Below are 24,467 nucleotides of genomic sequence, written 5' to 3'. Positions count from 1 at the left end.
AGAAAGTGACCATTCTTGTAATTGCAGAACACGACAACGCATCCATCAAGCCAGCAACGCTGAATACCATCGCGGCTGCATCGAAGATTGGCGGCGACGTTCATGTGCTCGTCGCGGGTGCGAACGCGCAAGCAGCTGCCGATGCCGCCGCGAAGATCGCGGGTGTATCGAAGGTGCTGCTTGCCGATGCACCGCAACTAGCCGACGGACTCGCCGAAAATATCGAGGGGACGCTGTTGCAGATCGCGAAGAACTATTCGCATATCCTGGCTCCGGCAACCGCGTACGGCAAGAACATCGCACCGCGTATCGCTGCCCATCTGGACGTCGCGCAAATCAGCGATATCACGGCAGTCGACAGCGCCGATACATTCGAGCGTCCGATCTACGCGGGCAATGCCATCGCCACTGTTCAATCGAGCGATGCCATCAAGGTCATCACCGTGCGTTCCACGGGTTTCGATCCGGTTGCGGCAGAAGGTGGCAGTGCATCGGTCGAGAAGGTCGAAGCCGCTGATGACGCCGGCATCTCGAAGATCGTGAGCCGTGAAGTGACGAAGCTGGATCGGCCGGAACTGACGTCGGCGCAGATCATCGTGTCGGGCGGACGGGGTCTCGGCAATGGCGAGAACTACACGAAAGTGCTCGAACCGCTCGCCGACAAACTGGGCGCGGCGCTTGGTGCCTCGCGTGCGGCGGTCGATGCCGGGTTCGTGCCGAACGATTATCAGGTCGGGCAAACGGGCAAGATCGTGGCGCCGAATCTGTATGTCGCTGTCGGCATCTCGGGCGCCATTCAGCATCTAGCCGGGATGAAGGACAGCAAGGTCATCGTCGCGATCAACAAGGATGCCGAAGCGCCGATCTTCGGTGTGGCGGACTACGGCCTCGTAGGTGATTTGTTCACCGTCGTGCCGGATCTGGTGAAAGAGCTGGGCTAGGCCAAATGAAAGCCGGGCGCGTGGCGCACGGCTTTCATTTCAAAGCCTTAAGCCGCGATCTGCACGCGCCGCCGCGCCTCGTCATATTCGCGCGCCAGCCTGTCGATGATCTGCGCGACGGGTGCAACGGCGTCGATATTTCCCACGCCCTGTCCTGCTCCCCATACATCGCTCCATGCCTTGGGCCGTGTCTGCCCTTTGCTGAAATCCGCCTTGGCGCCTTCGGCGGGCAGCGCGTCGGGGTCGAGCCCTATCGCGCGGATACTTTCCTTCAGGTAGTTGGCCGGAACGCCCGAGAAGAAAGGCGTATAGACGACATCGCGTGAACCCGCTGCGACGATCATCGCCTTGTGTCCATCCGATGCCCCCGCTTCTTCCGATGCAATGAACCGCGTTCCCATATAGGCAAGCTCGCAGCCGAGCGCCTGCGCGGCAAGCACGGCGGCGCCATCGGTGATCGCGCCCGCGAGGATCAGGATGCCACTGAAAAAGCGCCGTACTTCCGCCGCGAGCGCGAACGGGTTCAGCACGCCGCCATGTCCTCCGGCGCCCGCACACACGAGGATCAATCCATCCACGCCTGCGGCAGCCGCCTTACGCGCATGATGCAGCGTGGTGACATCGTGGAAAACACGGCCACCGTAAGCATGCACACGCTCGACCACCCGATCCGGCGCGTGCAGCGAGGTGATCACGATCGGCACGCGATGCGCGACGATCGTCTCGAGGTCGGCGTCGAGCCGCACGTTGGTCGGATGAACGATCAAATTGATGGCGAATGTGCGCGTGCCTGCCGACGACGCGAGCCGCGTTTCGATCTCGGTCAGCCATGTATCGAGCAAGGTCTGCGGCCTGGCATTCAACGCCGGAAAACTGCCGATGATCCCTGCGTTGCATTGCGCCACGACAAGATCGGGATTCGATACGAGGAACATCGGCGCAGCCAGAATGGGCAAGCGGAGTTCGTGCAGGAAAGAACGGTCCGTCATGATCACGCCGCTCCGCGCTTCTTGATCAACAGGTCGCTGTGGCCGTCCTGCAGGATTTCATCGCGCTGGTTGAGCATGACGAAGCGCCGTCCGAGACGGCCGACACGCTCGCTTCTTGCTCCATCCAGTTCCGTTATCTCCAGCCGCAAATGCAAGGTATCGCCGACCAGAATCGGGGCGACGAACTTCCATTCGTTGAGCGACATCATCGCGACGGCGCTGTCGTGGAAGATACCCAGTTCGTGCAGCATGCCGGTCGCGATCGCAATGCCCAACGTGCCGTGAACCACGCGTTGTCCATAACGCGTGTTCTTTGCGAACTCGGCGTTGGCGTGGATCGGATTCCAGTCGCCGGAGAGCATCGAGAAAAACGTCAGGTCGGTTTCGGTGATCGTCCGGCCGCCGCTTTCGAACGCCTGGCCGACTTCGAAGTCTTCAAAATAAAGCGTCTGCGCCATGATGGCTCCTTTGAATAAGCGTTGCGCTCAGGGCGCGGATTCGGCGAGCACGCGCGTCATAGCCATCTCGCGCAGGCGTGCGCGCTGGATCTTGACGCCATTGGAACTCTGCGTGACGGGGAATTCGCTCACGCTCCACACGCGCGCCGGAACCTTGAACGCCGCGATCTTCGCCTTGACCGCGTCGATGACCACGGCCTGATCGATCGTGCGTCCCGCGTGCGCGATCACGAAGGCCACGGGCCGCGCCTGTCCGTTCAACTCGACGCTGACAACCTGTGCATCGTCGACGCCATCGAGCGCCTTGATCTCGTCTTCTATCTCCACTGGATTGACCAGGAATCCTGACAAACGGATGGCGTCGCCCTTGCGTGTCTCGTAGATGAAGCTGCCGTCCTCACGCAGCCGGCCGATATCGCCTGTGCGAAAGAAGCCGTCGTCGGTCAGCGCTTCGGCCGTCGCTTCGGGGTTCTCGAGATAACTCACGAAGTTGCATGGCGACGAAATCTCGATCTCCCCGCTCACGCCCGGCGGCAGCAATGCGCCCGTCTCGAGGTCGCGAATGCGGATGGCCGCTTCATGTTTCGATGCTGGATAGCCGCCGCCTTCTATGCGCTGGTCGAACGGTGCGTGAGCAAGTTGCAGGGAGAACAACGCCTGTACTTCGCTCGAACCGTACAGCCCGGTCAACGGCACGCCGCGCTCGGCCGCGGTGGCGGCAAAGGTGGAAAGACCTGGTTGAAAAGCCGCAAACCCGAACACTCGCGCGGATGGAAACGGCTTCTCGCCACTCGCCGCGTCGAGCAAACGCCGATACATCTCGTCGCTGCCGAACGTATGCGTGACCTTGTGATGCTGGATGAGACGCGCGCCTTCGGGACCGTCGAAAGTATCGATCAACACGACCGGAGCGCCCGCCGCAAAAGCCGCGAGCGCTCCGTTCAGCCCGAAGACGCCGCAGAACGGCAACGCCGCCAGCATCACCGCGCCCGGCTCGGCGAACCCGTAGGCATCGGCGGCGCGGCGGCTATGGGTCGCGATCGTGCGTTGCGGATGCACCACGAGTTTCGGCGCTTTGGTGGTGCCTGACGTGGTGAAGAGAATGACCGGCGCGTCGCCATGTGCACCCGTGCGATCGCGAAGCGCACCTGTAGCCGCCGACAGATCGCACGGGACGGTCGGCACGCCGAGGATGGTCGAGGGCGTGTTGTCATCGTGATCGATGACCGCGATCGACTTCAGCGCAGGCACCGCTTCCGGCGATACACCAGCAAGCTCGGCAGGAAAATCGATCTTGCGGAAATTGAGCTGCAGCACGAGCATCCTCGCGCCGGACTTCGACAGGATGTACTCGACTTCCGCGCATCGGTAGCGCGTATTGACGGCCACGACGGTCGCGCCGATCCGCGCCGCGCCAAACAGCAGCGCGAGCCATTCGATCCGGTTCACGAGCCACACGGCCACGCGGTCTCCCGCGCCGATGCCCTGCCCTTCCAGCCAGCGCGCCGCGTTTTCGGCGTGCGTGTCGAAGGCGGCATAGCTCAGCGTCTCATCGCCATCAATAAAAGCGGTGCGCTCCGGATGCGTGGCGAGATGCGCATCGAGCAGTGCGTTGAGCGTTAAGACCGTGGGCAGTGAAAACAACGGCATCAGTAGAGCTCCATGAGTTTGGCATTGGTATCGAGGTCGGAAGGCAGCGCTTCGCGTATCAGCGTGCCGGACTTCATCACGGCCACGCGATCGCTGACCTTCAGTGCTTCGCGCACGTTCTGCTCGACCAGCAGGATCGACATGCGCGTTTCCTGCTGCAATTCGCGGATCGGACCGAGCAGGTCCTGGAACAGCTTCGGCGCAAGACCGATCGAGGGTTCGTCCATCAGCAGACAACGCGGCCGCGACAGCAGCGCCCGGCCGATCGACACCATCTGCTGCTGTCCGCCGGAAAGCGATCCGGCGCGCTGCTTGTAGAATTTCTTGATCGCGGGCAGCACGGTCATCACCCACTCCACGCGCGCACCATGTTCTTGCGGCGGCACGTTCGCGGCCCAAAGGCCGAGCTTGATGACCTCTTCCACGCTGAGACTGGGGAATACGCCACGCCCTTCGGGCACGAGCGCGATCCCCGCTGCCGTCGAGGCGCGCGCGCCTTGCTGCGAGGGTTTTGCGCCATCGATAAGAATCTCCCCGCCAGTCGGCGCCATCAGTCCGAACAGCGATTTGACGAGCGTCGATTTGCCCGCGCCGTTATGTCCAAGAAGACACAGCACTTCGTTCTCGCGCAGTTCGATATCGATACCGTTAAGCACCGCGCGGCCGCCATATCCGGCAGTCAGCGCGCGGGTCTGCAGAACGGGCGTGCTCATGCGGTCTCTCCAAAATAGATCGATGCGAGGCGCGGGTCATCGAGCACTTCGCGCGGCGTGCCTTCTGCAAGCAACTTGCCCTGATCGAGAAACGCAACCCGGTCCGATACATTCACGACCACATCCAGGTTATGTTCGATGATGCAAACCGTCACCCCGTTCACCACTTGCGATCGCAGCAACGCGACGAAGCGGTCATAGGAGCGCGGGTCGAGGCCCGACGCGGGTTCATCGAGCAGCCAGATGGTGGCGTCGCTCGCAATCAACCGCGCGATGCTCAGGAACTTGCGCTCTGCGTAAGCCAGGTCGAGTGCGCGTGCATTCGCGAGCGGCGTCAGGTGCGTGGCCGCCATGATCTCCGCTACTTTCTCGCGACGCCGGCGCGCCTCGGCGCGACCGCCCGGCTGCCAGAGCCACGCGCTTTTTTCAGTCGCGCTGAGGATGTTTTCTTCCACCGTCATGCGCGAGAACAGCCGCAGGTCCTGGAACGTGCGTCCCACGCCGCGCCGCGCGATGTCCCACGGCTCCTTGCCCGAGATCGACTGGCCCTGGTAGAGGACGTCGCCAGAAGAGGGTGCGAGATGCCCGGTGATCAGGTTGAAGAGCGTCGTCTTGCCCGCGCCGTTGGGACCGATCAGCGTGGTGACAATACCGCCGCGCAGTTGCAGGGAGACGTCGGTCACCGCCTGCACGCCACCGAAACGCTTGCCGAGCTTGCGTACTTCGAGCAGGACGGGACGGGTCTCGAGTGCGGCCGCAGTTGCTGTGCTGGTATGGGTAACGGCGTTCATCGCGCCCCCTTGACCGTGGTGCTCGTCGCAAGCTTGCGTGATCCGCCGCCTACAATACCGCCGGGCCTGTAGATCATCAGCAGCACCATCACAAGGCCATAGACGGCTTGCTGGACGAGACCCACTTCCGCCTGCGGCAAGCCAGGTACGAAGCTCAGGCCCGCTGGCAGCAACATCAGCAACGCCGCGCCCACGATCGGACCAAGCAGCGACCCCGTTCCGCCGATGATCACCATCGCCATCAACAAGACGGACAGGTCGAGCGTAAAGCCCTCCACGTTGATGAAGCTCAGGTAGAACGTGTAGACCACGCCGGCGCTCGAGGCGAGCGCGGCGGATACCACCACCGACAAGGTCTTGATCGCCGACACATTCTTGCCAAGCGCATAGGCGGCCGATTCGCTGTCGCGGATCGCCTGCAGGTTGCGCCCGAAGCTCGAACGCAACAGCACGACAATGATCAGCGCCACGGCAATCAGATAGCCCACGCCGAGCGCAAAGAAGCCGTTGGCGGTTTCTATCGGTACGCCGAATACTTTGACGGCCGGGATGTTGGTGATGCCGCCCAGGCCGCCCGTGACCGAACGCCATTCCGAAAATACGGTGACGGCAAGCATCTGAAGCCCGAGCGACGCCGCGACGAAATATTCGCCGCGTACGCGTAGCGCAGGCAACGCGAGCGCCAGCGACAAGGCGCCCGAAATGATCATCGCCGCCGCGGTGCAGACGAACAGCGAGTCGGAGAAGTGCATCGATACAAACGCGGCCGTGTACGCGCCCACGCCAAAGAACACCGCATGGGCCAGGGAGAAAATCCCCGCATAGCCCATGAGGAAATTGAGCGTCATCGCAAGGATGGCGTTCACGCAGATGAGCACGGACAGGTTCAGCAAGTAAGCAAACATGGATCAATCCTCGCTCGTGAGCCGTTAGTGGACCAGCGCGCGGCCGAAGAAGCCGGACGGACGGAACAGGATGAACAGGAACAGCACGACGAACACGACCGCCTCGCTCCATTGCGAACTGAACCACGCGAGCGCAAGGCTCTCGGCGAGGCCGAGCAGCAAGCCTGCAAAGGCGGCGCCGCGCAGGCTTCCCACACCGCCTACGATGGTCGCCGCGAGGCTGATCAACATGACGTGACTGCCCACCGATGGATTCAGCCCCGCACTCGCACCGCTCAGGATCGCTGCCGGCACGACAAGCAGCGAGCCGAGCGCGAAAGCTGTCTGCGAAAGTTTTTGTGGCGACATGCCGTAGGCGCGAACAAGCTCGGGGCTATCGGCCAGCGCGCGCAGCGCCATGCCTGTATGGCTGCGCGAGAGGAACGCGTGCAGCCCGAAGAAAGCGAGCGAGGCCACGACTACCGCGATACCCGCAAGCGGCGACACGTACAGGCCCGGCAGCAGCGGTACGCCTTTGGAAAGCGGCGTTGAGATCGCAACAAAGCCACGCCCGAAAAAGAACCCGATCATGTTCTGCACGATGATGCCAACGCCGAAGGCGCCCGCGAACAAGGTAAAGAACGAATTTTCGTGGCGTTTGATCGGCGTGTAGACGAGACGATCGAGCAGCACGCCGAACGCGACCGTTACGAGCGCCGAGACAATCAGCGCGAGATACCAGGGCAGATGCAGCTTGTCGTGGATCTCGTAGAACGCGTACCCGGCGATCATGAACGCCGCGCCGTGCGCGAAGTGGAATATTCGCGTTGCGCCAAAGATCAGCGAGAAGCCGCCAGCGGTCAGTGCATAGAGCGCGCCGAGCTGGATGCCATTGAAGAGCAGTTGCAAGAGCAGCATCGTGCCTCCTTTAGCGAGTCGACACGACAGTGCCGCCGGCGCCGTCGATCTGGTTGACCTGGATAGGCGCACGCACGGTGCCCTGTGCATCGAACGACACGCTGCCGCCTACCAGATCGAAGTGCTGGAGACGCTGGCGTTCGGCAAGCAGGTTTGCACCAGTGACAGGCTTGCCGTCGCGTTCGAGTTGCGCCGCGAGAATGGCGAAGAGCCGCACCGCGTTGTAGTAGTTCGCCGCGTAGGCCGTCGGCTTGCGCCCATACTTCTGCGTGTAGTCCGTAACGAAGCGTTGCGTCAGCATGTCCTTGGCGTTCCAGTCGAAGCGTTGGGTCGTGTACAGGGCGCCCTTCGCTTCCGGCAACGCATTGATTGCCGGAATGCTGAACGCCGAATAGCTGGCTATCTGCTGCGAGACGCCGTTATCGCGTAGTTGCTTGACGATCTGAGATTGCTGCGCGCCATATGACGCAATGAAAATCAGGTCCGGATTTGCGTCGCGAACCCTCGCCACCACGCCGCCAAATTGCTGCGACCCAGCGGGCACCGCGAACGAAGCCGCCAGTTGGCCGCCTGCGGGCGGCAAGTCTTGCGCGAGTTCCTGGTTGATGGACTGGCCGAGCGGATCGTCTACATAGATGAGCACGAAGCGCTTGAGCTTTCGCTCGTTGACAAGGTACGGAACGATCGCGCGCACTTCGGAATTGGCGAGAGGGATCACGTTCCAGAAATACGGGCCCAGTTGCGCGAGATCGGGGCCGACACCGCCGCCGTTCACCGCGACCGTCTGGTTGCGGCGCGCGAGCGGAGCAATCGCTTTCGATACCCCCGTGAAGCCGGTCAAGACAAACGGCGTCTGATACACGTTCACGAGCTTGTTCATGCCGAGGACGCCCTGCATGGGCAAGGCCTGACTATCCTCGTAGGTGAGCACGAGCTTCTGCGTGAGCACATGATCGGCATTGACATGTTGCACCGACAAATCCGCGCCCGCACCAAATGTCTGCCCATACTCCGCGTTGGGCCCGCTCATCGGCAATAACGCGCCGATTTTCAGGTCGTCCGCGCGCGCCGCCGAAGCGCCGAACACCGCGCCGGCCGCGAACGCGGCGGCCAGATGCCTTGTCCATGTCATTGCATTGTCTCCTGCTCATTATGATTTTTTTCGCCCCGGCGCTGCCCTGGCAGGACGCCCAGGCGGGCAGCAAATCGCCGACATTGCACAGAATGCCTCGTGAAGCACCGCTTGAGAATTGGGCTTATCGGAACGAAGCGTTTTGCTTCGCTTAATACGCGCCGGTTACGGGCGAGTTACGTGCCGGATATTCGCCTGGCTTTGAGGATCACGGGCAAGTCGACCATTTTTCCATCCACGGCAATCGCCGCGCTCGCACTCTGCTCCACCGCCTGCAGCACCCGCGTTGCCCACACGATCTCCTCGGGTGTCCAGGCGAACGCGGCGTGCACCGCAGCGACCTGCTTCGGGTGAATGCACAACTTCGCGCCGAAACCGAAGCGGCGGCCGTGTCGCGCGTCGCGCTCGATCTGCGCGGCATCGTCGAGCGTGGTCGATACGCCGTCCACCGGCGTATCGATACCGGCAAGTCGGGAGGCCAGCACAATCTGCGAACGGAAGGCATTGAGCTCGGCGCCGTCGCCTTCAATGTTCAGATCGATCTGGAAATCCAGCGTACCGAAGAGAATGCGCGTCACCCCGCGCGCACCGCATAGCGTCGCGAGATTAGCCATGCCCAGCGCGGTCTCGATGATCGGCAACAGCGCAAGGCCGCCATGCGCATGCGCTGTCACGGCGTCGGTCTGCTCGCGTGTTTCCGCCTTGGGCAACACGATTCCCGCTACGCCCGCGTGTCCGGACAACGCGGCGACATCGGCAGAAAACCAGGCGGTATCGGCCGCGTTGATGCGCACGATCACCGGCCGGGCCGGATCCAGATGCGCCAGCACGGTTTCGCGCGCAAGGTCTTTCTCTTGCGGCTGCACGGCATCTTCCAGGTCGAGGATCACCGCGTCGGCACCCGCGTTGCGCGCCTTCTCGAAGCGTTCGGGACGGTTGCCCGGAACGAAAAGATAAGAGCGCGCACTCATGCGTCGACGCTCTCGCCGTAAAGCGCGCCCACCTGCGCCTCCGATGCGATACCCCATGCCGCTTCGAGCACCCGTGCGGCTTCATGGTCCGTGGCCGCGCCCGAGAACTTCACGAGCCGCAGGAACTTGGTCGCGATTTCATCGCGCGACAAGGTGTTGCCCGGATCGCCCTTTGGTTCATCGACACGGCCGGCCAGCTCGCGTCCGTCCTTCGTGCGCACCGTGACCTTGCCGATCCAGCGTTCGGGATAGGCGCGATCGACTTCATCGTCGAGCACCATGTCGACCCTTTTGCGGAACGCTGATATTTGCGCCGCCGTATAGCCGCCTTCGAATTCAAGCACGCCGGCGTACCCGTGATACGCCGCCAGCCCGAGCACGGTGCCCATGCTGAACTTCGCCTGATGAACTGTTGTAGGCGTGACCACGGCGCCGAGCACATCGATTGCGCCCTGATGAACGCGCGCGGTCACGTGCTCGATCTCGTCCGCCTGAAGCGAATGCTCGGCGATGACCGCAAGCAACGCGTCGGCGGCCGGATGCGTATGACGGCACGCAGCGTGATATTTGAACGATGTCTCGATGACCGTCCAGCGCTCGCCGAGACGATCGGTCAGGCGCGCCGGGTTGGCATCGGTCGACATGCCCGCGGCCATGCCTTTCTCGCCCTCCAGGATGCGCGTGGCGCCCTTGAAGCCATCCGCTGCGAGCGTTGCCGCCATGAGACCATTCGCGGCCGCCATGGCCGTGTGCAACTGCTTGGAATCGGCGGCATCGCGCAGGAACTCCCATAGACCGCTCGCTTGCGTGCCGGCCGAGCCGAACGCATCGAGCATCTGAACGGGCGTGAGGCCCAGCATGCGTCCCGCCGCAGCGGCGGCCGCCACGGTGCCGGCGGTGCCCGTTGTATGGAACACCTTGTAATGCGAGCGGCCGAGGAACTCACCTACGCGGATACCGACCTCATAGCCCACCACCGCCGCCGCGATCAGATCGCGTCCCGACGCGTGCAGTTCCTGCGCCAGCGCGAGCACGACCGGGAAAACCACCGTCGCGGGATGGAAGACCGCTCCGTTGTGAACGTCGTCCTGTTCGACGAAATGCGATGCCGCTGCGTTGACCATTGCGGCGAAATACGGCGTGGCGCGCGTGCGGTCGATCAGCACTTCGGCCGGTCCATGTCCGTTGGCAGCGCCCGCCAGGCTCGCAAACAGCGCGATGCTTTCCACCGGCCGCGCGCCCTTGCCGCCGAGCGTGGACCCAAGCCAATCCACGTACAGGTTCACGGTGCGCTCGACCACGTGCTGCGGGATGTCGTCGAAGCGAAGTTGCGCGGCGAAGGTCGCCAGCATGCGGCTCGGGTGATCGATGATCGCGGTCATGGTGTGTCCGTTCAGGTTCAAATGGCGCCGGACGAACGCAGGCGTCCGATGTCTTCCGGCGCATAGCCAAGCTCGGCGAGGATGGCGTCGGTATGCTCGCCAAGCGCCGGCACAGCGTCCATGCGAGGATCGAAGGAAGCGGGCATGCCGGGCGGCAGCAAGGCCGCAATCTCTCCCGCCGATGTCCCTACCTTGCGCCAGCGCTCGCGCGCCTGGAGTTGCGGATGGGCCCAGACATCGGCGAGCGTGTTCATCTGCGCGTTGGCAATGCCCGCTTCATCGAGGCGCTGCAGAATCTGCGCGACGGTGAATTCGCTGAACGCTTCGAGGATCACCGCGCGCAACTCGGCGCGCGCGGCCGAGCGCTTCGAATTGGTATCGAAGCGAGGATCAGTGGCAAGCGCCGGCTGCATCAGCACGCGCTCGCAAAAGAGCTTCCACTCGCGTTCGTTCTGCAAGCCGAGCATGACGGTCTTGCCATCGCCGGCCTGAAACGGACCGTACGGATAAATGGTGGCATGCGATGCCCCCGACAACGCCGGCGGGCTCTGGCCATCGATGGCGTAGTACATCGGATAGCCCATCCACTCGACCATGCTTTCAAGCATGGAGACGTCGATACGGCAGCCCTTCCCCGTGCGGCCCCGCAGCAGCAGCGCGCTCAGGATGTTCGAATACGCATACATGCCGGCCGCGATATCCGCAATCGAGCAACCCGCCTTGGCGGGCTCGCCGGGCGAGCCGGTGATCGAGAGAAAACCGGATTCGCTCTGGATCAGCAGGTCATAAGCCTTCTTGTCACGATACGGCCCGTCCGCGCCATAACCCGAGATATCGCAGACGATCAGCTTCGGGTACTTCACGCTCAACGCGTCGTAACCGAGGCCGAGCCGGTCCGCAGCGCCCGGTGCCAGGTTCTGGACCAGGACGTCGGCATCGGCGATCAACGCGTCGAGGATCTTCGCGGCTTCGGGCTGCTTGACATCGAGCGACAGGCTTTCCTTCGACCGGTTGGTCCACACGAAATGCGAGGCCAGCCCGTGCACGCGCTCGTCGTAGCCACGCGCGAAATCGCCGGTTCCGGGACGCTCGATCTTGATCACGCGTGCGCCGAGATCCGCGAGTTGCCGGGTGCAGAACGGCGCGGCGATCGCGTGTTCGAGCGTAACGACCTTGATGCCTTCGAGAGGTCTCATGGCGTCAGAACGACCGCGGCAGGCCGAGAATATGTTCGGCCACGTAAGACAGGATCAGGTTGGTCGAGATCGGCGCGACCTGATAGAGACGCGTCTCGCGGAACTTGCGCTCGACGTCGTATTCGCAAGCAAAACCGAAGCCGCCGTGGAACTGCAGGCACGCGTTCGCGGCTTCCCAGGAGGCGTCGGCCGCGAGCAGCTTCGCCATGTTGGCCTGCGCGCCGCACGGCAGGTTTGCGTCGAAGCGGCGGGCCGCCTCGAAGCGCATCAGGCTTGCTGCTTCCACGTTGATGAACGACCGGGCGATCGGGAACTGCACGCCCTGGTTCTGCCCGATAGGACGCCCGAACACCACGCGTTCCTTGGTGTAGGCGGTGACTTTATCGACGAACCAGTAGCCGTCGCCAATGCACTCCGCTGCGATCAACGTGCGCTCGGCGTTGAGGCCGTCGAGGATATATTTGAAGCCCTGTCCTTCCTCGCCGATCAGATTTTCAGCGGGAATCTCGAGGTTATCGAAGAAGAGTTCGTTGGTCTCGTGATTGACCATGTTCAGGATGGGCTGCACGGTCATGCCGTTTCCGATCGCCTCGCGCAAGTCGACGATAAAAATCGACATGCCCTCGGACTTGCGCTTCACGTCCGCGAGCGGCGTGGTGCGGGCAAGCAGGATCATCAGGTCGGAATGCTGGACGCGCGAGATCCATACCTTCTGCCCGTTGATCACATAACGGTCGCCGCGACGCTCGGCCGTGGTCTTGATCCTGGTCGTATCGGTGCCGGTGGTCGGCTCGGTCACCCCCATCGACTGGAGGCGCAGCTCGCCGCTCGCGATCTTCGGCAAGTAGCGATCCTTCTGTTCCTTCGAGCCGTGACGCAGCAGCGTGCCCATGTTGTACATCTGCCCGTGACACGCGCCCGAGTTGCCGCCGGCGCGGTTGATCTCTTCCATGATGACGGTGGCTTCCGTCAGCCCGAGTCCCGAGCCGCCATATTCCTGCGGGATGAGCGCGGCGAGCCAGCCGGCTTTCGTCAGCGCTTCGACAAAAGCCTCCGGGTAACCGCGTGCCTCATCGATCTTGCGAAAGTATTCGCCGCTGAACTCGAGACAGAGATCGCGAACGGCGTCGCGGATGTCCTGAAACTGGTCGTCCTGAATGGTTTGCATCGTGTCGTGCTTCTTGGAAAAGAAATTAGGCCAGCGTCGCGGTCGCGCGCATGGTGAGATAGCCGTCGTAGTCCTTGGCCCAGAGTTCGAGCGTGCGGCCATCGTCCGACGCCTTGCCGCAAACGCTAAACGGATTCGGCGCGAACGTGGGCCGCAGCGCGCGAAAGGCGAAGTTTGCGAGCGTTGTGCCGGGGTACTGGCGGCGCACGAGATCAACGAGCAGCGTGGCGATCAGCGGACCATGCACGATCAGTCCCGGATAGCCTTCTTCCTGCGTGACATACGGATAATCGTAATGAATGCGGTGACCGTTGAACGTCAGTGCGGAGTACCGGAACAACAACAACGCACTGGTCTCGATCACGCGGTTGAACGTGTCGTCGGAGGGCGCTTTCGCCGGCTCTTTTTCGGGCGTGTTGCCTGAGCCTTTGGCTGGATTGTCCCTGTAGACAATGTCGTGCTCTTCTTCGATCTTCAGCTCGCCACCAGCCGATATTTCATGCTGCACGGTCACGAATACGAGCCTGCCCGTGCGACCCGTCTTATCTTCGATGCCCGTAATTATCGACTGCCGCGTCGCCTTGTCGCCGACCTTCAGCGGTGCATGAAACGTCAGCCTTCCGCCCGCCCACATGCGGCGCGGAAGCGGCACCGGCGGCAGGAAGCCGCCCCGCTTCGGATGCCCGTCGGCACCCGCTTCCGAAAGCGGCGATACAGGCAGGAAATAGAGCCAGTGCCACAGCGGCGGAACGGCTTCCGATTCGGTGGGCAGGTCGAGCGTCGCGGCCATCGCGGCGAGGGGGAAGGCGGTGATCTCGTCGCGAAGTGTCTGCGATTTGTCGAGCCAGTCGAGGATGTTTTCAGGTGTTTCCGGCACGATGATGTCTCGTCATGTGAAGCTGTTTTATTGACTATGAACCTGCGGCGCTGCATTGCACAGTTGCGATTCTTTAAGCGCCGATTCGGATTTGCTTAATCCGCATGGATCAGCACAAGCCCCGCTCTTCACGCCCCCGCCGCGCGTTCGCGCAATCCCTGCGACGCTTCCTCTTCGACGCGCTGCCAGATCTCCACGGCCATCGGCTGCTCGGCTTCTTCCATGATGTGCCCGACCAACCCGATCGCGCGCGCCATCACCCCGAACCCTCTGACAATACGCCACGGAAAGCCGAATTCCGCGCAGATTGCGCCGATCGCGCCGGTTGCGTTGATCGGCAACGCCTTGCCCGAAACGCGCTCTGCCTCGCGGCCGATCAGTTGCATCAGCTTCACGTAGTCGCCTGACATGCCGTTGTCGACCGCAAGCTGAAACAGGCGTGGTGTACGCGGATCGACCGGCTTGTGCAGCGGATGCCCGATGCCCGGCACCGCGACGCCGCGCGCCTTACAGGACGCCACTGTCTCGCGCGCGAGCGCTTCCAGGTCGATATCGCCGGAAGCAACCGGCATGGCTTCCGAGAGCATCCGGCATGCGCCTTCCATGCTGCCGACAAATACCGAGCCGAGCCCGCACAAACCCGCCGCAACTGCTGCCTGCAGCGATTCAGGCGCGCCCGCATAGGTCATCCGCGCGGCGATCGCACTCGGCGTCATGCCGTGTTCGACCAGCGTAATGAGGATGGCATTGAACATGGCCGACTGCTTTGGCGTCGCTTCCTTGCCCGTGAGTTGCAGGAAGGCGAAGTCGCCGAGGTTCATGTGTCCCAGTACCTCGTTCGGCAAGTCCTTGCCGCGCACGGAAATATGATCCGGCGTGCTGTAAGCAATATCCGAGCGAATGGGTTTAGGTATTCTTGCCATGACGATGATCCTTGAAGAATTCAGCGGATTTCCGCGCGCCCGTTGTTCAGGACGATGACGTCGCGCTCGAGCGCCCGGGTGCGGAACCGGACCTCGCTGCCGTCGATCCACAGTTCGGTGCGCAGCGTCTCGCCAGGATAGACCGGTGCGGTGAAACGCGTATAAAGCATCGCGAGGCGTTCGGGACGGCTGTCGCACGCAACCTTCAGCACGGCGTGGCCGGCGACGCCATAGGTAGCGAGGCCATGCAGGATGGGCCGGTCGAAACCCGCCGCGCGTGCGGTGGCGGGGTCGGCGTGCAGTGGGTTATCGTCGCCGGAAAGACGGTAGATCAGCGCGCCTTCGGGACGCGTTTGCAGGTCGCAAACCGCATCCGGCGCCCGCTCGGGGATCGGCAGCGGCGCGGCGATCGGCTCGTCGCTCGGCTGTCCGCTCGCGCTGTAGCCGCCATCTCCGCGCAGGAAGTTGAGCTGCTCGACGGTCGCCAGCAGTTCGCCGCTGGTTTTGTCGGTGATGCGGCGCTCGATCAGCAGCAGCGCGCCCTTGCCCTCACCCTTATCGATGATACGCGCCACCCGTGACTGCCCGATCACCGTCGCTGATGCCTGCAAAGGCTTATGAATGCGCAAGGTCTGCTCGCCATGCAGCAGCTTCACCCAGTCGATGCCGGTCCCCGGATGCTTGGCCCAGAAACCCGGATAGCCCAGCACGTTTGCGAAGGTGGGCGAGACGCGCAGGTTTTTCTCGTAGACGTAGGCGAGATCGTCCTCGTCGAGGGGATCGATGCCGTAGCCGAGACCCAGGCTGTAGAGGATAGCGTCGTGCGGCGTATAGGTGCGCTCGAGCGGCTCGAAGCGCCATGCCTTGAGGGTGTCGTAGTGGATCGTCATGCGGCGGGCCAGGTGAAAAGAGGCGCGGCTTTATCGCGGAAACGCTGTACTGCCTCGCGATGAAACTCCGTTGTGAACGCCACCGCCTGCGTAGTGGCTTCGAGCTCGAGCATGGTGCGCAGATCGCTGTTTAGCGACAGGTTCAACGCGCGCTTGCTCAAGCCGAACGCGACCGGTGAAGCATCGGCGAGCGCGCGTGCAATGCTCACCGCCCGCGCGTGCAAGGCTTCCGGCTCGACCACTTCGAGCACCACGCCCATGCCGCGCGCTTCGTCCGCGCCGATTTCCCGCGCCGTGAAAACGAGTTCCTTTGCCCGCGCGAGACCGACCACGCGAGGCAAGCTATAGAACGCCGCGCAATCGGGTACGAGTCCCACCTTCATGAACGGCATGCAAAAACGCGCACGCGAACTGGCGATCACGAAGTCCGCCACGAGCGCGAGACTGAAACCCGCGCCATACGCAACGCCGTCTACTGCGGCGATAACCGGCCGGTCCAGATCGGCGAGCTGCGCGATCCAGCCATGCAGGTCGTCAATGCGATTGCGCCCTTCTTCCGCGCTCCCGACCGCCATGCCGCGCACGTCGCCGCCGGAACAGAACGCCGTCCCCGCGCCGCGCAAGATCACCGCGCGCACCGAACGGTCCTGGCGGATTGCGTAGACCGCGTCGCGCAACGCGGCGCGCATCGGCATGTTCATCGCGTTCTTCGATTCGGGCCGGTTCAGCGTCAGCGTCGCCACGCCTTCATCGATCTCAAACAACAGTGTCTGTTCGGTCATGCTGGTCTCCGCTCGTTATCTTCCAATCGATGACGCGATCAAGCGCGCTCGAAGATCGCGGCCATGCCCTGACCGCCGCCGATGCACATCGTCTCGAGCCCGTAACGCCCTTTGCGCCGCTGCAATTCGTACAGCAAGGTCGTCAGCATGCGCACGCCGGTTGCGCCAATCGGATGTCCGAGCGAAATGCCCGAGCCGTTCACGTTGAGGCGGCTGTCGTCGTGCCAGTCCCAGCCTTTCAGCACCGACAGCACCTGGCACGCGAACGCTTCATTCAGTTCAACAAGATCGAGATCATCGAAAGAAAGACCGGTCTTGCTCAAGAGCTTTTGCACAGCGGGAACCGGGCCGATACCCATCGTGGCCGGCTCGCAGCCGCTCGCCGCCCAGCCGACGAGATAGCCTATCGGTGTCAGGCCAAGCTCGGCGAGTTTGTCTTCCGCCACGATGAGGCAGGCGGCCGCCGCGTCGTTCTGCTGGCTCGAATTGCCGGCGGTCACCGTGCCGTCCTTGATCAAGGTCCGCAATTTTCCGAGCGATGCCGCTGTCGCTTCGGCGCGCACGCCCTCGTCCTTCGAGAACACGATTGCTTCGCCCTTGCGTTGCGGCACGCTGATTGATACGACTTCATCGGCGAATTTGCCCGACTCCCACGCAGCTGCTGCGCGCTGATGACTGCGCGCCGCGTATTCATCGGCGGCCTCGCGCGTGATGCCATATTGCTTCGCGAGATTTTCGGCCGTCTCGATCATTCCCGAGATATAGCCGAAGCGCGCTTCCGGTTGCGAACGTTCGCGGCCGCGTTCCAGCCGGTCATGCATCTTCACGGACCCGGCGCGAGAACCCCAACGCATGTCCGTGCTGTAGTACTCGATGTTGCTCATACTCTCCACGCCGCCCGCGACCACGACATCGGCCGCGCCGCTCTGGACCATCATCGCCGCCGTGACGATGGCCTGCAGGCCGCCGCCGCAACGCCGGTCGAGCTGCATGCCCGGCACATGCACGGGCAGGCCGGCTTCGAGCGCTGCCCATCGGCCAATACATGGCGTCTCGCTATTCGCATAGGATTGTGCGAACACGACGTCCTCGATCCGTTCCGGGTCGATGCCGCTGCGCGACACGGTTTCGCGCAACACGGTTGCCGCGAGTTTTTCGACGGAAACCGGTCGCAACGCGCCGCCAAACGTGCCAACGGGGGTACGAACCGGCGCGACAATCGCTGCTCGTTTCATGGTTGTTTTCCTGGTTCTTTAATAGGTTTGGCAGTGCCGTCAACCGAGTGCATGCGCCTCGGCTTCGAGCGTCTCGCGCCACTTGGGCGCGGCGATATCGAGCATGCGGCGCACGCGTTGCCTGAGCGTCAGGCCGCGCAAATCGGCGACACCGTGCTCGGTGACGATCAGCCCCGCGTCGCTGCGGGGCGTGCTGACGGGTCCATTCAGGTGTGCGACGATGCGCGAACCCTTGGCGGTCTGGCTTGGCAGCGCGACGATCGGCAAGCCGCCTTTCGAGCGCGCCGCGCCGCGCAAAAAATCGACGCCGCCACCGACCGCGCCGAGGTACTGCCCCGCCGCCGATTCCGCGTTGACCTGACCCGTCAGATCGACTTCGATTGCCGAATTGATCGCGGCAAAACGGTCAAGCCGGCCAAGCACATCGATGTCATGTGTGTACGACGTGGGCCGGAATTGCACCAAAGGATTCCCATGCGCGAAGCGATAAACCCGCTTGCCGCCCATCATGATTCCCGCGATGGTGACGCCTCGATCCAACGTCTTGCGTGCATTGGTAATGACGCCGCGCTCGCTCAGCTCGGCCACCGCATCGCCGATCGTGCCGCTATGCACGCCCAGATCGCGGCGATCACCCAGCGCCGCAAGAATCGCTTCGGGCAATGCGCCCATGCCGAACTGCAGCGTCATGCCGTCGTCGATCAGCGCCGCTGTATGCGCCGCGATCCGCGCTTCGATCTCGCCGGGCTGCGCGCGCGGCCATTCGAGCGGAGTGCGGTCCGACTGGACGAGGACATCAAAATCACTGGCATGCAGGGTGCGCGATCCATGCGTCCAAGGCGCGGCAGCATTGACTTCGGCGATCACGACGCGCGCGGTATCGATCAGCGGAACGAGATACTCGTGCGCGATGGACAGGCTGTAGCGGCCGTTTTCGTCGGCGGGCGCGACTTGCAGGAACAGTACGTCGGCCTTCAGCGCGTGTGCAAATTGCGAGTAATGCGATGGCAGGATGTCGAGCACGCCGGCCTTCGCGAGCTTGCGGTTGTTGCCCGCGCCCGTGTACGACCGGAAGTCGATCGCATCGGCGCAATCGGCCGCCATGTTGTCCGACCATGTCCCGCCAATAAACACACCGAAGCGCCCGCCGACGGACGCGCGCTGCGCGGCTAACGCCGCCGTCAGCATGCAAGGCTCCGCGCCGCATTGCCCCCAGGCGACCATGTCGCCGGGACGCACGTAGCGCGACACGTCGAGATGCGACGCATCGAGCATCCGGCCTTCACGCATCACACCGGGTCCCAGCTGAACACGTCCGCCGATACATCGAGCGAATGGAACGAAGACTTCAGCGCAGGAATCGCGTGCTCCGCAATGCTTTGCGGAGTCCAACCTTCACCGCGATGCACGGACCGCACGGGCCGCGGCTGGCTCATCACGAAGATCTCGTTGTTGCGTACCGCAAAGATCTGACCGGTGACGTCCTGCGCGCCGTCGCTACCGAGAAAGACCGCAAGCGGCGCAATCTTGGCGGGCGTCATCTGCTTGATCTTCTCGACGCGCGCTTCCTGTTCGGCGGAATCGATCTTGATCGAGCTGATCATCCGGCTCCATGCAAACGGCGCAATGCAGTTCGAGCGCACGCCGGATCGCTGTAAATCGAGCGCAATGGATTTCGACAGGCCCGCAATGCCGAGCTTGGCCGCGCTGTAGTTGGCCTGCGCGAGGTTGCCGATCAGTCCCGAGGTAGAAGTCATGTGTACGAATGCACCGGAGCCTTGCGCCTTGAACGGCTCGGCTGCTGCGCGCGATACATTGAATGTGCCGTACAGGTGGACCTTCAGCACCGCGTCCCATTCTTCATCGCTCATTTTGTGGAAGAAGCGATCGCGCAGAATGCCCGCATTGTTCACCACGCAGTCCACGCGGCCGAACACGTCAAGGGCGTTCTGCACGATATGGCGCGCACCGTCGGCGTCCGCCACGCTATCCGTGTTCGCGGCCGCTTGCCCGCCGAACGCAGCGATCTCATCGACGACGCTTTGTGCCGGACCCGCGCTCTTGCCTTCGCCCTCAAGCGACGCGCCAATGTCATTGATCAGGACTTTCGCACCGTTGCGGGCCATCAGCAACGCGATATCGCGGCCAATTCCACCGCCTGCACCGGTCACGATCACCACCTTGCCGTCCATCATGTCTTGCGTTGCCATGCGTGTGCGTCTCCGTCGGTTTTTGTTCATTGCAGCTTGCCGCATCGCACCGCCAACGACAATTTGCATATGCTGAAACCCCGATTAAGCAACCATTAACCCGTAATTGCGCTAATGGTGAGATGCGTGCTTAATGCGCACAATGCGGGTCTGGCGTCACTCGGGCGCCGCCTTTCTTATCTTCCGGACACGCGTCAACTACATGCATTTCGATCTGGTCGACCTCAGGCTATTCACGCATATCGCCGAACAAAGCAGCCTCACGCGCGGCGCGGAACGCTCGCATCTGTCGCTGCCAGCGGCCAGCACGCGCATCAAGAACCTGGAGGAACAGATCGGCGTGAAGCTGCTGAGCCGCACGAGCCAAGGTGTGACGCTCACGGGGCCGGGCGAGACGCTGCTGCTGCACGCGCGCCGCGTGATGCAACAACTCGAGCAGCTGACCGGGGACCTGCAGGAGTACTCGAAGGGCGTGAAGGGCCACGTGCGTGTGCAAGCGAACACGACTGCAATCAGCGAATTTCTACCCGCCGTGTTGCGCACTTATCTGGTGAACTATCCCGACGTCAATGTGGAAATGCAGGAGCGTCTCAGCGGCGATATCGTGCGGGCGGTGCAGGAACGTACCGTCGATATCGGCCTGGTAGCCGGCAATATCCGCACAGATGGCCTGCAGGTGATGCCATACCGGCGCGACCGGCTGGTACTTGCCACCGCGCTGAGTCATCCGCTTGCGCAGGAGAAGAAGGTCTTTTTCAGCGAGACGCTGGACTACGACTTCATCGGGCCGCCCGAAGGCAGCGCAATCCACGGCTTTCTCAAGCGCGCGGCCGCCGAACTACAGCGTTCCATGCAATGGCGCATCCAGGTAAGCAACTTCGAAGCCGCCTGCCGGATGATCGAAGCAAACATTGGTATTGGCGTGCTGCCGGAGGCGACCGCGTTGCGCCATGCAAAGACCATGGCGCTGCGGATCGTGCCATTGAAGGACGAATGGGCTGTGCGCAATCTGCAGATCTGCGTAGCCGAACTGGATGCGCTGCCGCTTTTCGCTCGCAGACTGGTGGACCTGCTGGTGGCCGACGGCGTTGGCCGGCTGGAATGAGCGCGGCTCATCGCGAGAAGTACAGCTCGTGCAGTGCGTCGACGCTGACCTCTTCCGCTCGACGCGACAAGGTCACCTTGCCGCCTTGCATCAGATACACCTGATCTGCGATCTTCAACGCCATGTTCGTGCTCTGCTCGACCAGCACGATTGTCCTGCCCGCTTTTTTCAGGCGGCCGAGGACCTCGAACACTTCCTGCACGATGACCGGCGCCAGACCCAGCGACGGCTCGTCGATCAACATCAGTTGCGGTGCCGACATCAGCCCGCGGCCGAGCGCCAGCATTTGCGCCTGTCCGCCTGAGAGCGTGCCGGCCTGCAAGCGGCGGCGTTCCTTCAGCAGCGGAAAAATATCGAAGACTTCCTCCAGTTGCGCCTTGGCGGCCGCGCGCTTGCTCTTCGGGAACGCGCCCATCATCAGGTTTTCTTCTATCGACATGTCGCGGAAAATCATCCGGCCTTCAGGCACCATGACAATACCGCGTTCCGGCAGGCTCCAGGTCGAAAGCGCGCTGATCGGCTCGCCGTCGAACACGACCTGCCCGCGTTGCAGCGGCAACAATCCCATGATCGTGCGCAGCAGCGTGGTCTTGCCTGCGCCGTTCGGGCCCACGATCGCCGTTACTTCGCCTCGCGCGACCTGAATGGAGACGTCCCACAACACGTTGATTACGCCGTAGCCGGCACGCACGCTGTTCACTTCAAGCATCGGCCACCTCGCCTGTGTAGCTTTTCATCACCGCCGGATCGCGGAACACTTCGGCGGGCGGCCCATCGGCGATCAGTTCGCCGAAATTCAGCACGCAGACGCGCCGGCACAGGTTCATCACCGTTTCAATATCATGCTCAATGATCAGAATGCCTACCTTGTAACGCTCGTGAACCTCGCGCAGCATCGCCATGAAGCGGCGCTTGTTCGCGGTTTCCAGGCCACCGAGGACTTCATCGAGCAGCAGGAGCTTCGGCCCTGTCGCCAGCGACTTCGCGACCTCCAGCGCCTTGAGCTCGGTCAGGGCGAGATGGGTCGCGGCGTTGCGGTCGGCTTTGTCGGCAAGTCCGAGAAAACCGAGGATCTCGTCGATACGCCCTTCGTCCACGCGGCCCGCGCCGAATCGCTGCGCGACGATCAGGTTCTCGCGCACGGTCAGTTCGTGCATGGGTTGCGGCACCTGAAACGTCCTGCCGATACCCAGGCGCGCCCTCTGGTGCAGCGATGTCTTCAGCATATCGGCGCCGTTGAAGCGTATTGCGCCCTGCGTGGGACGGACGAGGCCGGAGATCGCGTTGAACAGCGTGGTCTTGCCCGCACCGTTGGGACCTACGAGCCCGACCAGATCCTGCGTGCCGACTGTCATCGACACGTTGTTCACGGCCGTGATCCCGCCGAAGCGGATGGTCACGTTCTGCAGTTCGAGTTCAGCTTGTGGCATAGGCGTCTCCCTTCTTGCGCTTCCTGAAAGACAGCGTGGTGAGGCCGGCCGGACTCAGGATGATCATGCCGACAAGGAGAATCCCGAGCACGATCTGATGCCCTGTCGGCAGGATATTCTTCAGGAAAAGCTGATCGACGAGATACACCACGACCGCGCCGACCAGCGGCCCCACGATGGTCCGGTAACCGCCAAAGATAGCCGCGATGATCGGGACCACAGCCCAGGTCGAGTTGAACGCATAGTCGGGTTCGAGGAAATTGATAGTGTGCGCGTTGAACGCGCCAACCAGTCCGGTCATCAGCGCGGACAGCATTAGCATGGCGGTCTTGAGCATGGTGCTGTTCACGCCGACTACCCGCGTTGCGTCCTCGGATTCGTGCATTGCGCGTAACGCGAGCCCAATGTAGCTTCGCCGCAGAAAATAATAGGCCAGCGCGAAAACCAGTACGAGCGTAAGGATGACCAGATAGTTGCCGGTCTTCGTCGCAAGGTCGAAGCCGAATACCTTCGGCAAACCCGGAATGCTGGACAGACCGCTAGAGCCGCCTGTGACGCCCGACATTTCGGTCGCAAGAATGCGGAAAATCTGCGCGTACGCGAGAATTGCAAGCGCAAAATACGGCCCCTTCAGCCGCAATGCGGGCAACATCGCAAGCGACGCGATGACGGCGCTCAGGCCACCTGCGAGCATCGCGGGGAATACGGGCCATCCGGCCTTGAGCGTCAGCAGCGCGGAAACGTAGGAACCAACGCCGAAAAACGCGCTGTGGCCAAAACTGACCATACCGCCCAGATTACCGAGCAAAGCCCACGCAAGTGCGACGCCGGCGATCGTAAGCGACGCATTCGTCACGCTCATCAGATAAAGATCACGGCCTACGACCAGCGGCACGCCCACGTACAGCAGAAGCAGCACGATACCAATTACGGCAATACGATTCATCCGCGCCTCCGGGCAACGCCGAACAAGCCATTGGGCAACACGTAGAGCACGAGCAGGAAGAGCACCATGCCGGTGAGTTCCTGCATCGCGGAACTGTAGAGCGTGACCGTCAGCGCCTCCGCGATCCCCAGCAACATGGCGCCGAGCAACACGCCTGGAATCGAGCCAATACCCGCCAGCACGGTAATGATGAACGCCTTAACCGTCAGCGCTTCGCCGATCGAAGGCTGGATGGCGCTGCTCGCATAAATCGATACCCCCGCGCACGACGCCAGCACGCCGGCCACAAGAAAGGTCACGAGTTCGATCCTGCCCGGATTGATGCCCATGAGTTTCGCCGCATCGCGATTACTTGAGATGGCGCGCACCGCGCGGCCGTACCACGACCGCGACAGCCACCACCAGAGCACGCCCATCAGCAGCACGCTGACGCCGAACGAGAGCATCTCGCTGCGCATGCTCATTACGTTGCCGATACTCAGCGTGTCCTGCAGCCAGGCCGAATTGGTCGAATGCACGTCGGCGTTCCAGACCAGCAGCACGGCATTGGTCAGGATGATGCCGAGCCCGTAGGTCAGGATCAGCGAGTTGAGTTCGCGGTCCCGCTTGATGCGGCTGACCAGATAGTAGGCCCCCGCCGCAGCGAGACACACCACGGGGATGGCGAGGGGAATTGCGAACACGGGGTTGATGCCAAGCCGGCTCTCGAACGAATAGGCGACATAGGCCGCCAGCAGCACGAGTTCGCCGTGCGCGAGGTTGATGACGCGCATTGCGCCGAACACGAGCGCCAGTCCGAGCGCGACGAGCGCATACGCCCCACCCGTCAGTACGCCCGAATACAGCGACTGCACTATCAGATCCGTCATGGTGCTC

General features: G+C 62.7%; 25 protein-coding genes. 2 read left to right on the top strand and 23 right to left on the bottom strand.

Features of this window, described 5'->3' with window-relative positions; all coding sequences use genetic code 11:
- Positions 1–5 precede the first annotated feature (5 nt).
- Positions 6–941, top strand: coding sequence for an electron transfer flavoprotein subunit alpha/FixB family protein (locus FQ746_RS03805; protein WP_144107579.1), 936 nt, complete (start codon positions 6–8; stop codon positions 939–941).
- A 47-nt stretch (positions 942–988) separates the two neighbouring features.
- Here the strand turns inward: FQ746_RS03805 and FQ746_RS03800 are convergent, their stop codons facing one another.
- The 19 genes from FQ746_RS03800 to FQ746_RS03710 all read right to left on the bottom strand — a co-directional run bounded on the left by FQ746_RS03800 (position 989) and on the right by FQ746_RS03710 (position 20,095).
- Positions 989–1,930 carry an NAD(P)H-dependent flavin oxidoreductase gene (locus FQ746_RS03800; RefSeq protein ID WP_144107578.1) on the bottom strand — a complete coding sequence of 314 codons (942 nt, stop codon included), beginning with the start codon at positions 1,928–1,930 and terminating at the stop codon, positions 989–991.
- A gap of 2 nt (positions 1,931–1,932) precedes the next feature.
- Positions 1,933–2,388, bottom strand: a complete 456-nt coding sequence (locus tag FQ746_RS03795) for a MaoC/PaaZ C-terminal domain-containing protein (RefSeq protein WP_144107577.1) — start codon at positions 2,386–2,388, stop codon at positions 1,933–1,935.
- Between the two features lie 27 nt (positions 2,389–2,415).
- The gene (locus FQ746_RS03790) at positions 2,416–4,038 is read right to left on the bottom strand and encodes an AMP-binding protein (protein WP_144107576.1); all 1,623 of its coding nucleotides are present in this window, start codon (positions 4,036–4,038) and stop codon (positions 2,416–2,418) included.
- The gene (locus FQ746_RS03785; protein ID WP_144107575.1) at positions 4,038–4,751 is read right to left on the bottom strand and encodes an ABC transporter ATP-binding protein; all 714 of its coding nucleotides are present in this window, start codon (positions 4,749–4,751) and stop codon (positions 4,038–4,040) included. The genes FQ746_RS03790 and FQ746_RS03785 overlap by 1 nt, the downstream gene beginning before the upstream one ends.
- Positions 4,748–5,542, bottom strand: coding sequence for an ABC transporter ATP-binding protein (locus FQ746_RS03780; protein ID WP_144107574.1), 795 nt, complete (start codon positions 5,540–5,542; stop codon positions 4,748–4,750). Before FQ746_RS03780 ends, FQ746_RS03785 begins: the two co-directional genes overlap by 4 nt.
- A complete protein-coding gene (locus FQ746_RS03775; protein ID WP_144107573.1) occupies positions 5,539–6,447 on the bottom strand; it encodes a branched-chain amino acid ABC transporter permease in 909 nt (302 codons plus the stop codon). Before FQ746_RS03775 ends, FQ746_RS03780 begins: the two co-directional genes overlap by 4 nt.
- 24 nt (positions 6,448–6,471) lie before the next feature.
- The gene (locus FQ746_RS03770; protein WP_144107572.1) at positions 6,472–7,344 is read right to left on the bottom strand and encodes a branched-chain amino acid ABC transporter permease; all 873 of its coding nucleotides are present in this window, start codon (positions 7,342–7,344) and stop codon (positions 6,472–6,474) included.
- Between the two features lie 10 nt (positions 7,345–7,354).
- The gene (locus tag FQ746_RS03765; RefSeq protein WP_144107571.1) at positions 7,355–8,476 is read right to left on the bottom strand and encodes an ABC transporter substrate-binding protein; all 1,122 of its coding nucleotides are present in this window, start codon (positions 8,474–8,476) and stop codon (positions 7,355–7,357) included.
- Positions 8,477–8,652: 176 nt separating this feature from the next.
- Positions 8,653–9,447, bottom strand: coding sequence for an HpcH/HpaI aldolase/citrate lyase family protein (locus FQ746_RS03760; RefSeq protein WP_144107570.1), 795 nt, complete (start codon positions 9,445–9,447; stop codon positions 8,653–8,655).
- Positions 9,444–10,820, bottom strand: coding sequence for an MmgE/PrpD family protein (locus FQ746_RS03755; RefSeq protein ID WP_144107607.1), 1,377 nt, complete (start codon positions 10,818–10,820; stop codon positions 9,444–9,446). The genes FQ746_RS03760 and FQ746_RS03755 overlap by 4 nt, the downstream gene beginning before the upstream one ends.
- Before the next feature lie 26 nt (positions 10,821–10,846).
- Entirely contained in the window at positions 10,847–12,025 is a 1,179-nt protein-coding gene (locus FQ746_RS03750; RefSeq protein ID WP_144107569.1) for a CaiB/BaiF CoA transferase family protein, read from the bottom strand.
- Positions 12,026–12,029: 4 nt separating this feature from the next.
- On the bottom strand, positions 12,030–13,193 hold the full coding sequence (locus FQ746_RS03745; RefSeq protein WP_144107568.1) for an acyl-CoA dehydrogenase family protein: 1,164 nt from the start codon (positions 13,191–13,193) through the stop codon (positions 12,030–12,032).
- 25 nt (positions 13,194–13,218) lie between these two features.
- A complete protein-coding gene (locus FQ746_RS03740) occupies positions 13,219–14,070 on the bottom strand; it encodes a MaoC family dehydratase N-terminal domain-containing protein (protein WP_144107567.1) in 852 nt (283 codons plus the stop codon).
- 128 nt (positions 14,071–14,198) lie between these two features.
- On the bottom strand, positions 14,199–14,993 hold the full coding sequence (locus FQ746_RS03735) for a citryl-CoA lyase (RefSeq protein ID WP_144107566.1): 795 nt from the start codon (positions 14,991–14,993) through the stop codon (positions 14,199–14,201).
- A 20-nt stretch (positions 14,994–15,013) separates the two neighbouring features.
- On the bottom strand, positions 15,014–15,883 hold the full coding sequence (locus tag FQ746_RS03730; RefSeq protein ID WP_144107565.1) for a MaoC/PaaZ C-terminal domain-containing protein: 870 nt from the start codon (positions 15,881–15,883) through the stop codon (positions 15,014–15,016).
- Positions 15,880–16,665, bottom strand: coding sequence for an enoyl-CoA hydratase/isomerase family protein (locus FQ746_RS03725; protein ID WP_144107564.1), 786 nt, complete (start codon positions 16,663–16,665; stop codon positions 15,880–15,882). Before FQ746_RS03725 ends, FQ746_RS03730 begins: the two co-directional genes overlap by 4 nt.
- A gap of 38 nt (positions 16,666–16,703) precedes the next feature.
- Entirely contained in the window at positions 16,704–17,900 is a 1,197-nt protein-coding gene (locus FQ746_RS03720) for an acetyl-CoA C-acetyltransferase (protein WP_144107563.1), read from the bottom strand.
- A gap of 39 nt (positions 17,901–17,939) precedes the next feature.
- On the bottom strand, positions 17,940–19,190 hold the full coding sequence (locus tag FQ746_RS03715; protein WP_144107562.1) for an acetyl-CoA hydrolase/transferase family protein: 1,251 nt from the start codon (positions 19,188–19,190) through the stop codon (positions 17,940–17,942).
- Positions 19,190–20,095: an SDR family NAD(P)-dependent oxidoreductase gene (locus FQ746_RS03710; RefSeq protein WP_144107606.1), complete on the bottom strand. Its 906-nt coding sequence runs from the start codon at positions 20,093–20,095 to the stop codon at positions 19,190–19,192. Before FQ746_RS03710 ends, FQ746_RS03715 begins: the two co-directional genes overlap by 1 nt.
- 217 nt (positions 20,096–20,312) lie before the next feature.
- Between FQ746_RS03710 and FQ746_RS03705 the strand changes: the two genes are divergently transcribed.
- Complete coding sequence (locus FQ746_RS03705; RefSeq protein ID WP_144107561.1) at positions 20,313–21,215, top strand: LysR substrate-binding domain-containing protein; 903 nt, start codon at positions 20,313–20,315, stop codon at positions 21,213–21,215.
- Positions 21,216–21,222: 7 nt separating this feature from the next.
- On the opposite strand, the gene FQ746_RS03700 is transcribed toward FQ746_RS03705, so the two are convergent.
- From FQ746_RS03700 to FQ746_RS03685, 4 genes are read right to left on the bottom strand one after another with little or no spacing between them, the layout of a single operon-like run.
- Positions 21,223–21,924 (bottom strand): ABC transporter ATP-binding protein, encoded by a 702-nt coding sequence (locus FQ746_RS03700; RefSeq protein ID WP_144107560.1) that lies wholly within the window; start codon positions 21,922–21,924, stop codon positions 21,223–21,225.
- The gene (locus FQ746_RS03695; protein WP_144107559.1) at positions 21,917–22,645 is read right to left on the bottom strand and encodes an ABC transporter ATP-binding protein; all 729 of its coding nucleotides are present in this window, start codon (positions 22,643–22,645) and stop codon (positions 21,917–21,919) included. The genes FQ746_RS03700 and FQ746_RS03695 overlap by 8 nt, the downstream gene beginning before the upstream one ends.
- Positions 22,632–23,591: a branched-chain amino acid ABC transporter permease gene (locus tag FQ746_RS03690; protein WP_144107558.1), complete on the bottom strand. Its 960-nt coding sequence runs from the start codon at positions 23,589–23,591 to the stop codon at positions 22,632–22,634. Before FQ746_RS03690 ends, FQ746_RS03695 begins: the two co-directional genes overlap by 14 nt.
- Positions 23,588–24,460: a branched-chain amino acid ABC transporter permease gene (locus FQ746_RS03685; RefSeq protein WP_144107557.1), complete on the bottom strand. Its 873-nt coding sequence runs from the start codon at positions 24,458–24,460 to the stop codon at positions 23,588–23,590. The genes FQ746_RS03690 and FQ746_RS03685 overlap by 4 nt, the downstream gene beginning before the upstream one ends.
- Positions 24,461–24,467 lie beyond the last annotated feature (7 nt).

Source organism: Paraburkholderia sp. BCC1886 (assembly GCF_900996245.1).
Lineage (GTDB): Bacteria > Pseudomonadota > Gammaproteobacteria > Burkholderiales > Burkholderiaceae > Paraburkholderia.
Note: the sequence above shows the minus strand (reverse complement) of the source record. Positions and strands in the feature narration are given on the sequence as shown.

What these genes read in the sequence shown, in the direction of transcription:
- FQ746_RS03800 (WP_144107578.1), bottom strand. Translation starts at nt 1,930, where the DNA reads ATGACGGACCGTTCTTTCCTGCACGAACTCCGCTTGCCCATTCTGGCT.
- FQ746_RS03795 (WP_144107577.1), bottom strand. Translation starts at nt 2,388, where the DNA reads ATGGCGCAGACGCTTTATTTTGAAGACTTCGAAGTCGGCCAGGCGTTC.
- FQ746_RS03790 (WP_144107576.1), bottom strand. Translation starts at nt 4,038, where the DNA reads ATGCCGTTGTTTTCACTGCCCACGGTCTTAACGCTCAACGCACTGCTC.
- FQ746_RS03785 (WP_144107575.1), bottom strand. Translation starts at nt 4,751, where the DNA reads ATGAGCACGCCCGTTCTGCAGACCCGCGCGCTGACTGCCGGATATGGC.
- FQ746_RS03780 (WP_144107574.1), bottom strand. Translation starts at nt 5,542, where the DNA reads ATGAACGCCGTTACCCATACCAGCACAGCAACTGCGGCCGCACTCGAG.
- FQ746_RS03775 (WP_144107573.1), bottom strand. Translation starts at nt 6,447, where the DNA reads ATGTTTGCTTACTTGCTGAACCTGTCCGTGCTCATCTGCGTGAACGCC.
- FQ746_RS03770 (WP_144107572.1), bottom strand. Translation starts at nt 7,344, where the DNA reads ATGCTGCTCTTGCAACTGCTCTTCAATGGCATCCAGCTCGGCGCGCTC.
- FQ746_RS03765 (WP_144107571.1), bottom strand. Translation starts at nt 8,476, where the DNA reads ATGACATGGACAAGGCATCTGGCCGCCGCGTTCGCGGCCGGCGCGGTG.
- FQ746_RS03760 (WP_144107570.1), bottom strand. Translation starts at nt 9,447, where the DNA reads ATGAGTGCGCGCTCTTATCTTTTCGTTCCGGGCAACCGTCCCGAACGC.
- FQ746_RS03750 (WP_144107569.1), bottom strand. Translation starts at nt 12,025, where the DNA reads ATGAGACCTCTCGAAGGCATCAAGGTCGTTACGCTCGAACACGCGATC.
- FQ746_RS03745 (WP_144107568.1), bottom strand. Translation starts at nt 13,193, where the DNA reads ATGCAAACCATTCAGGACGACCAGTTTCAGGACATCCGCGACGCCGTT.
- FQ746_RS03735 (WP_144107566.1), bottom strand. Translation starts at nt 14,993, where the DNA reads ATGGCAAGAATACCTAAACCCATTCGCTCGGATATTGCTTACAGCACG.
- FQ746_RS03730 (WP_144107565.1), bottom strand. Translation starts at nt 15,883, where the DNA reads ATGACGATCCACTACGACACCCTCAAGGCATGGCGCTTCGAGCCGCTC.
- FQ746_RS03725 (WP_144107564.1), bottom strand. Translation starts at nt 16,665, where the DNA reads ATGACCGAACAGACACTGTTGTTTGAGATCGATGAAGGCGTGGCGACG.
- FQ746_RS03720 (WP_144107563.1), bottom strand. Translation starts at nt 17,900, where the DNA reads ATGAAACGAGCAGCGATTGTCGCGCCGGTTCGTACCCCCGTTGGCACG.
- FQ746_RS03715 (WP_144107562.1), bottom strand. Translation starts at nt 19,190, where the DNA reads ATGCGTGAAGGCCGGATGCTCGATGCGTCGCATCTCGACGTGTCGCGC.
- FQ746_RS03710 (WP_144107606.1), bottom strand. Translation starts at nt 20,095, where the DNA reads ATGATGGACGGCAAGGTGGTGATCGTGACCGGTGCAGGCGGTGGAATT.
- FQ746_RS03705 (WP_144107561.1), top strand. Translation starts at nt 20,313, where the DNA reads ATGCATTTCGATCTGGTCGACCTCAGGCTATTCACGCATATCGCCGAA.
- FQ746_RS03700 (WP_144107560.1), bottom strand. Translation starts at nt 21,924, where the DNA reads ATGCTTGAAGTGAACAGCGTGCGTGCCGGCTACGGCGTAATCAACGTG.
- FQ746_RS03695 (WP_144107559.1), bottom strand. Translation starts at nt 22,645, where the DNA reads ATGCCACAAGCTGAACTCGAACTGCAGAACGTGACCATCCGCTTCGGC.
- FQ746_RS03690 (WP_144107558.1), bottom strand. Translation starts at nt 23,591, where the DNA reads ATGAATCGTATTGCCGTAATTGGTATCGTGCTGCTTCTGCTGTACGTG.
- FQ746_RS03685 (WP_144107557.1), bottom strand. Translation starts at nt 24,460, where the DNA reads ATGACGGATCTGATAGTGCAGTCGCTGTATTCGGGCGTACTGACGGGT.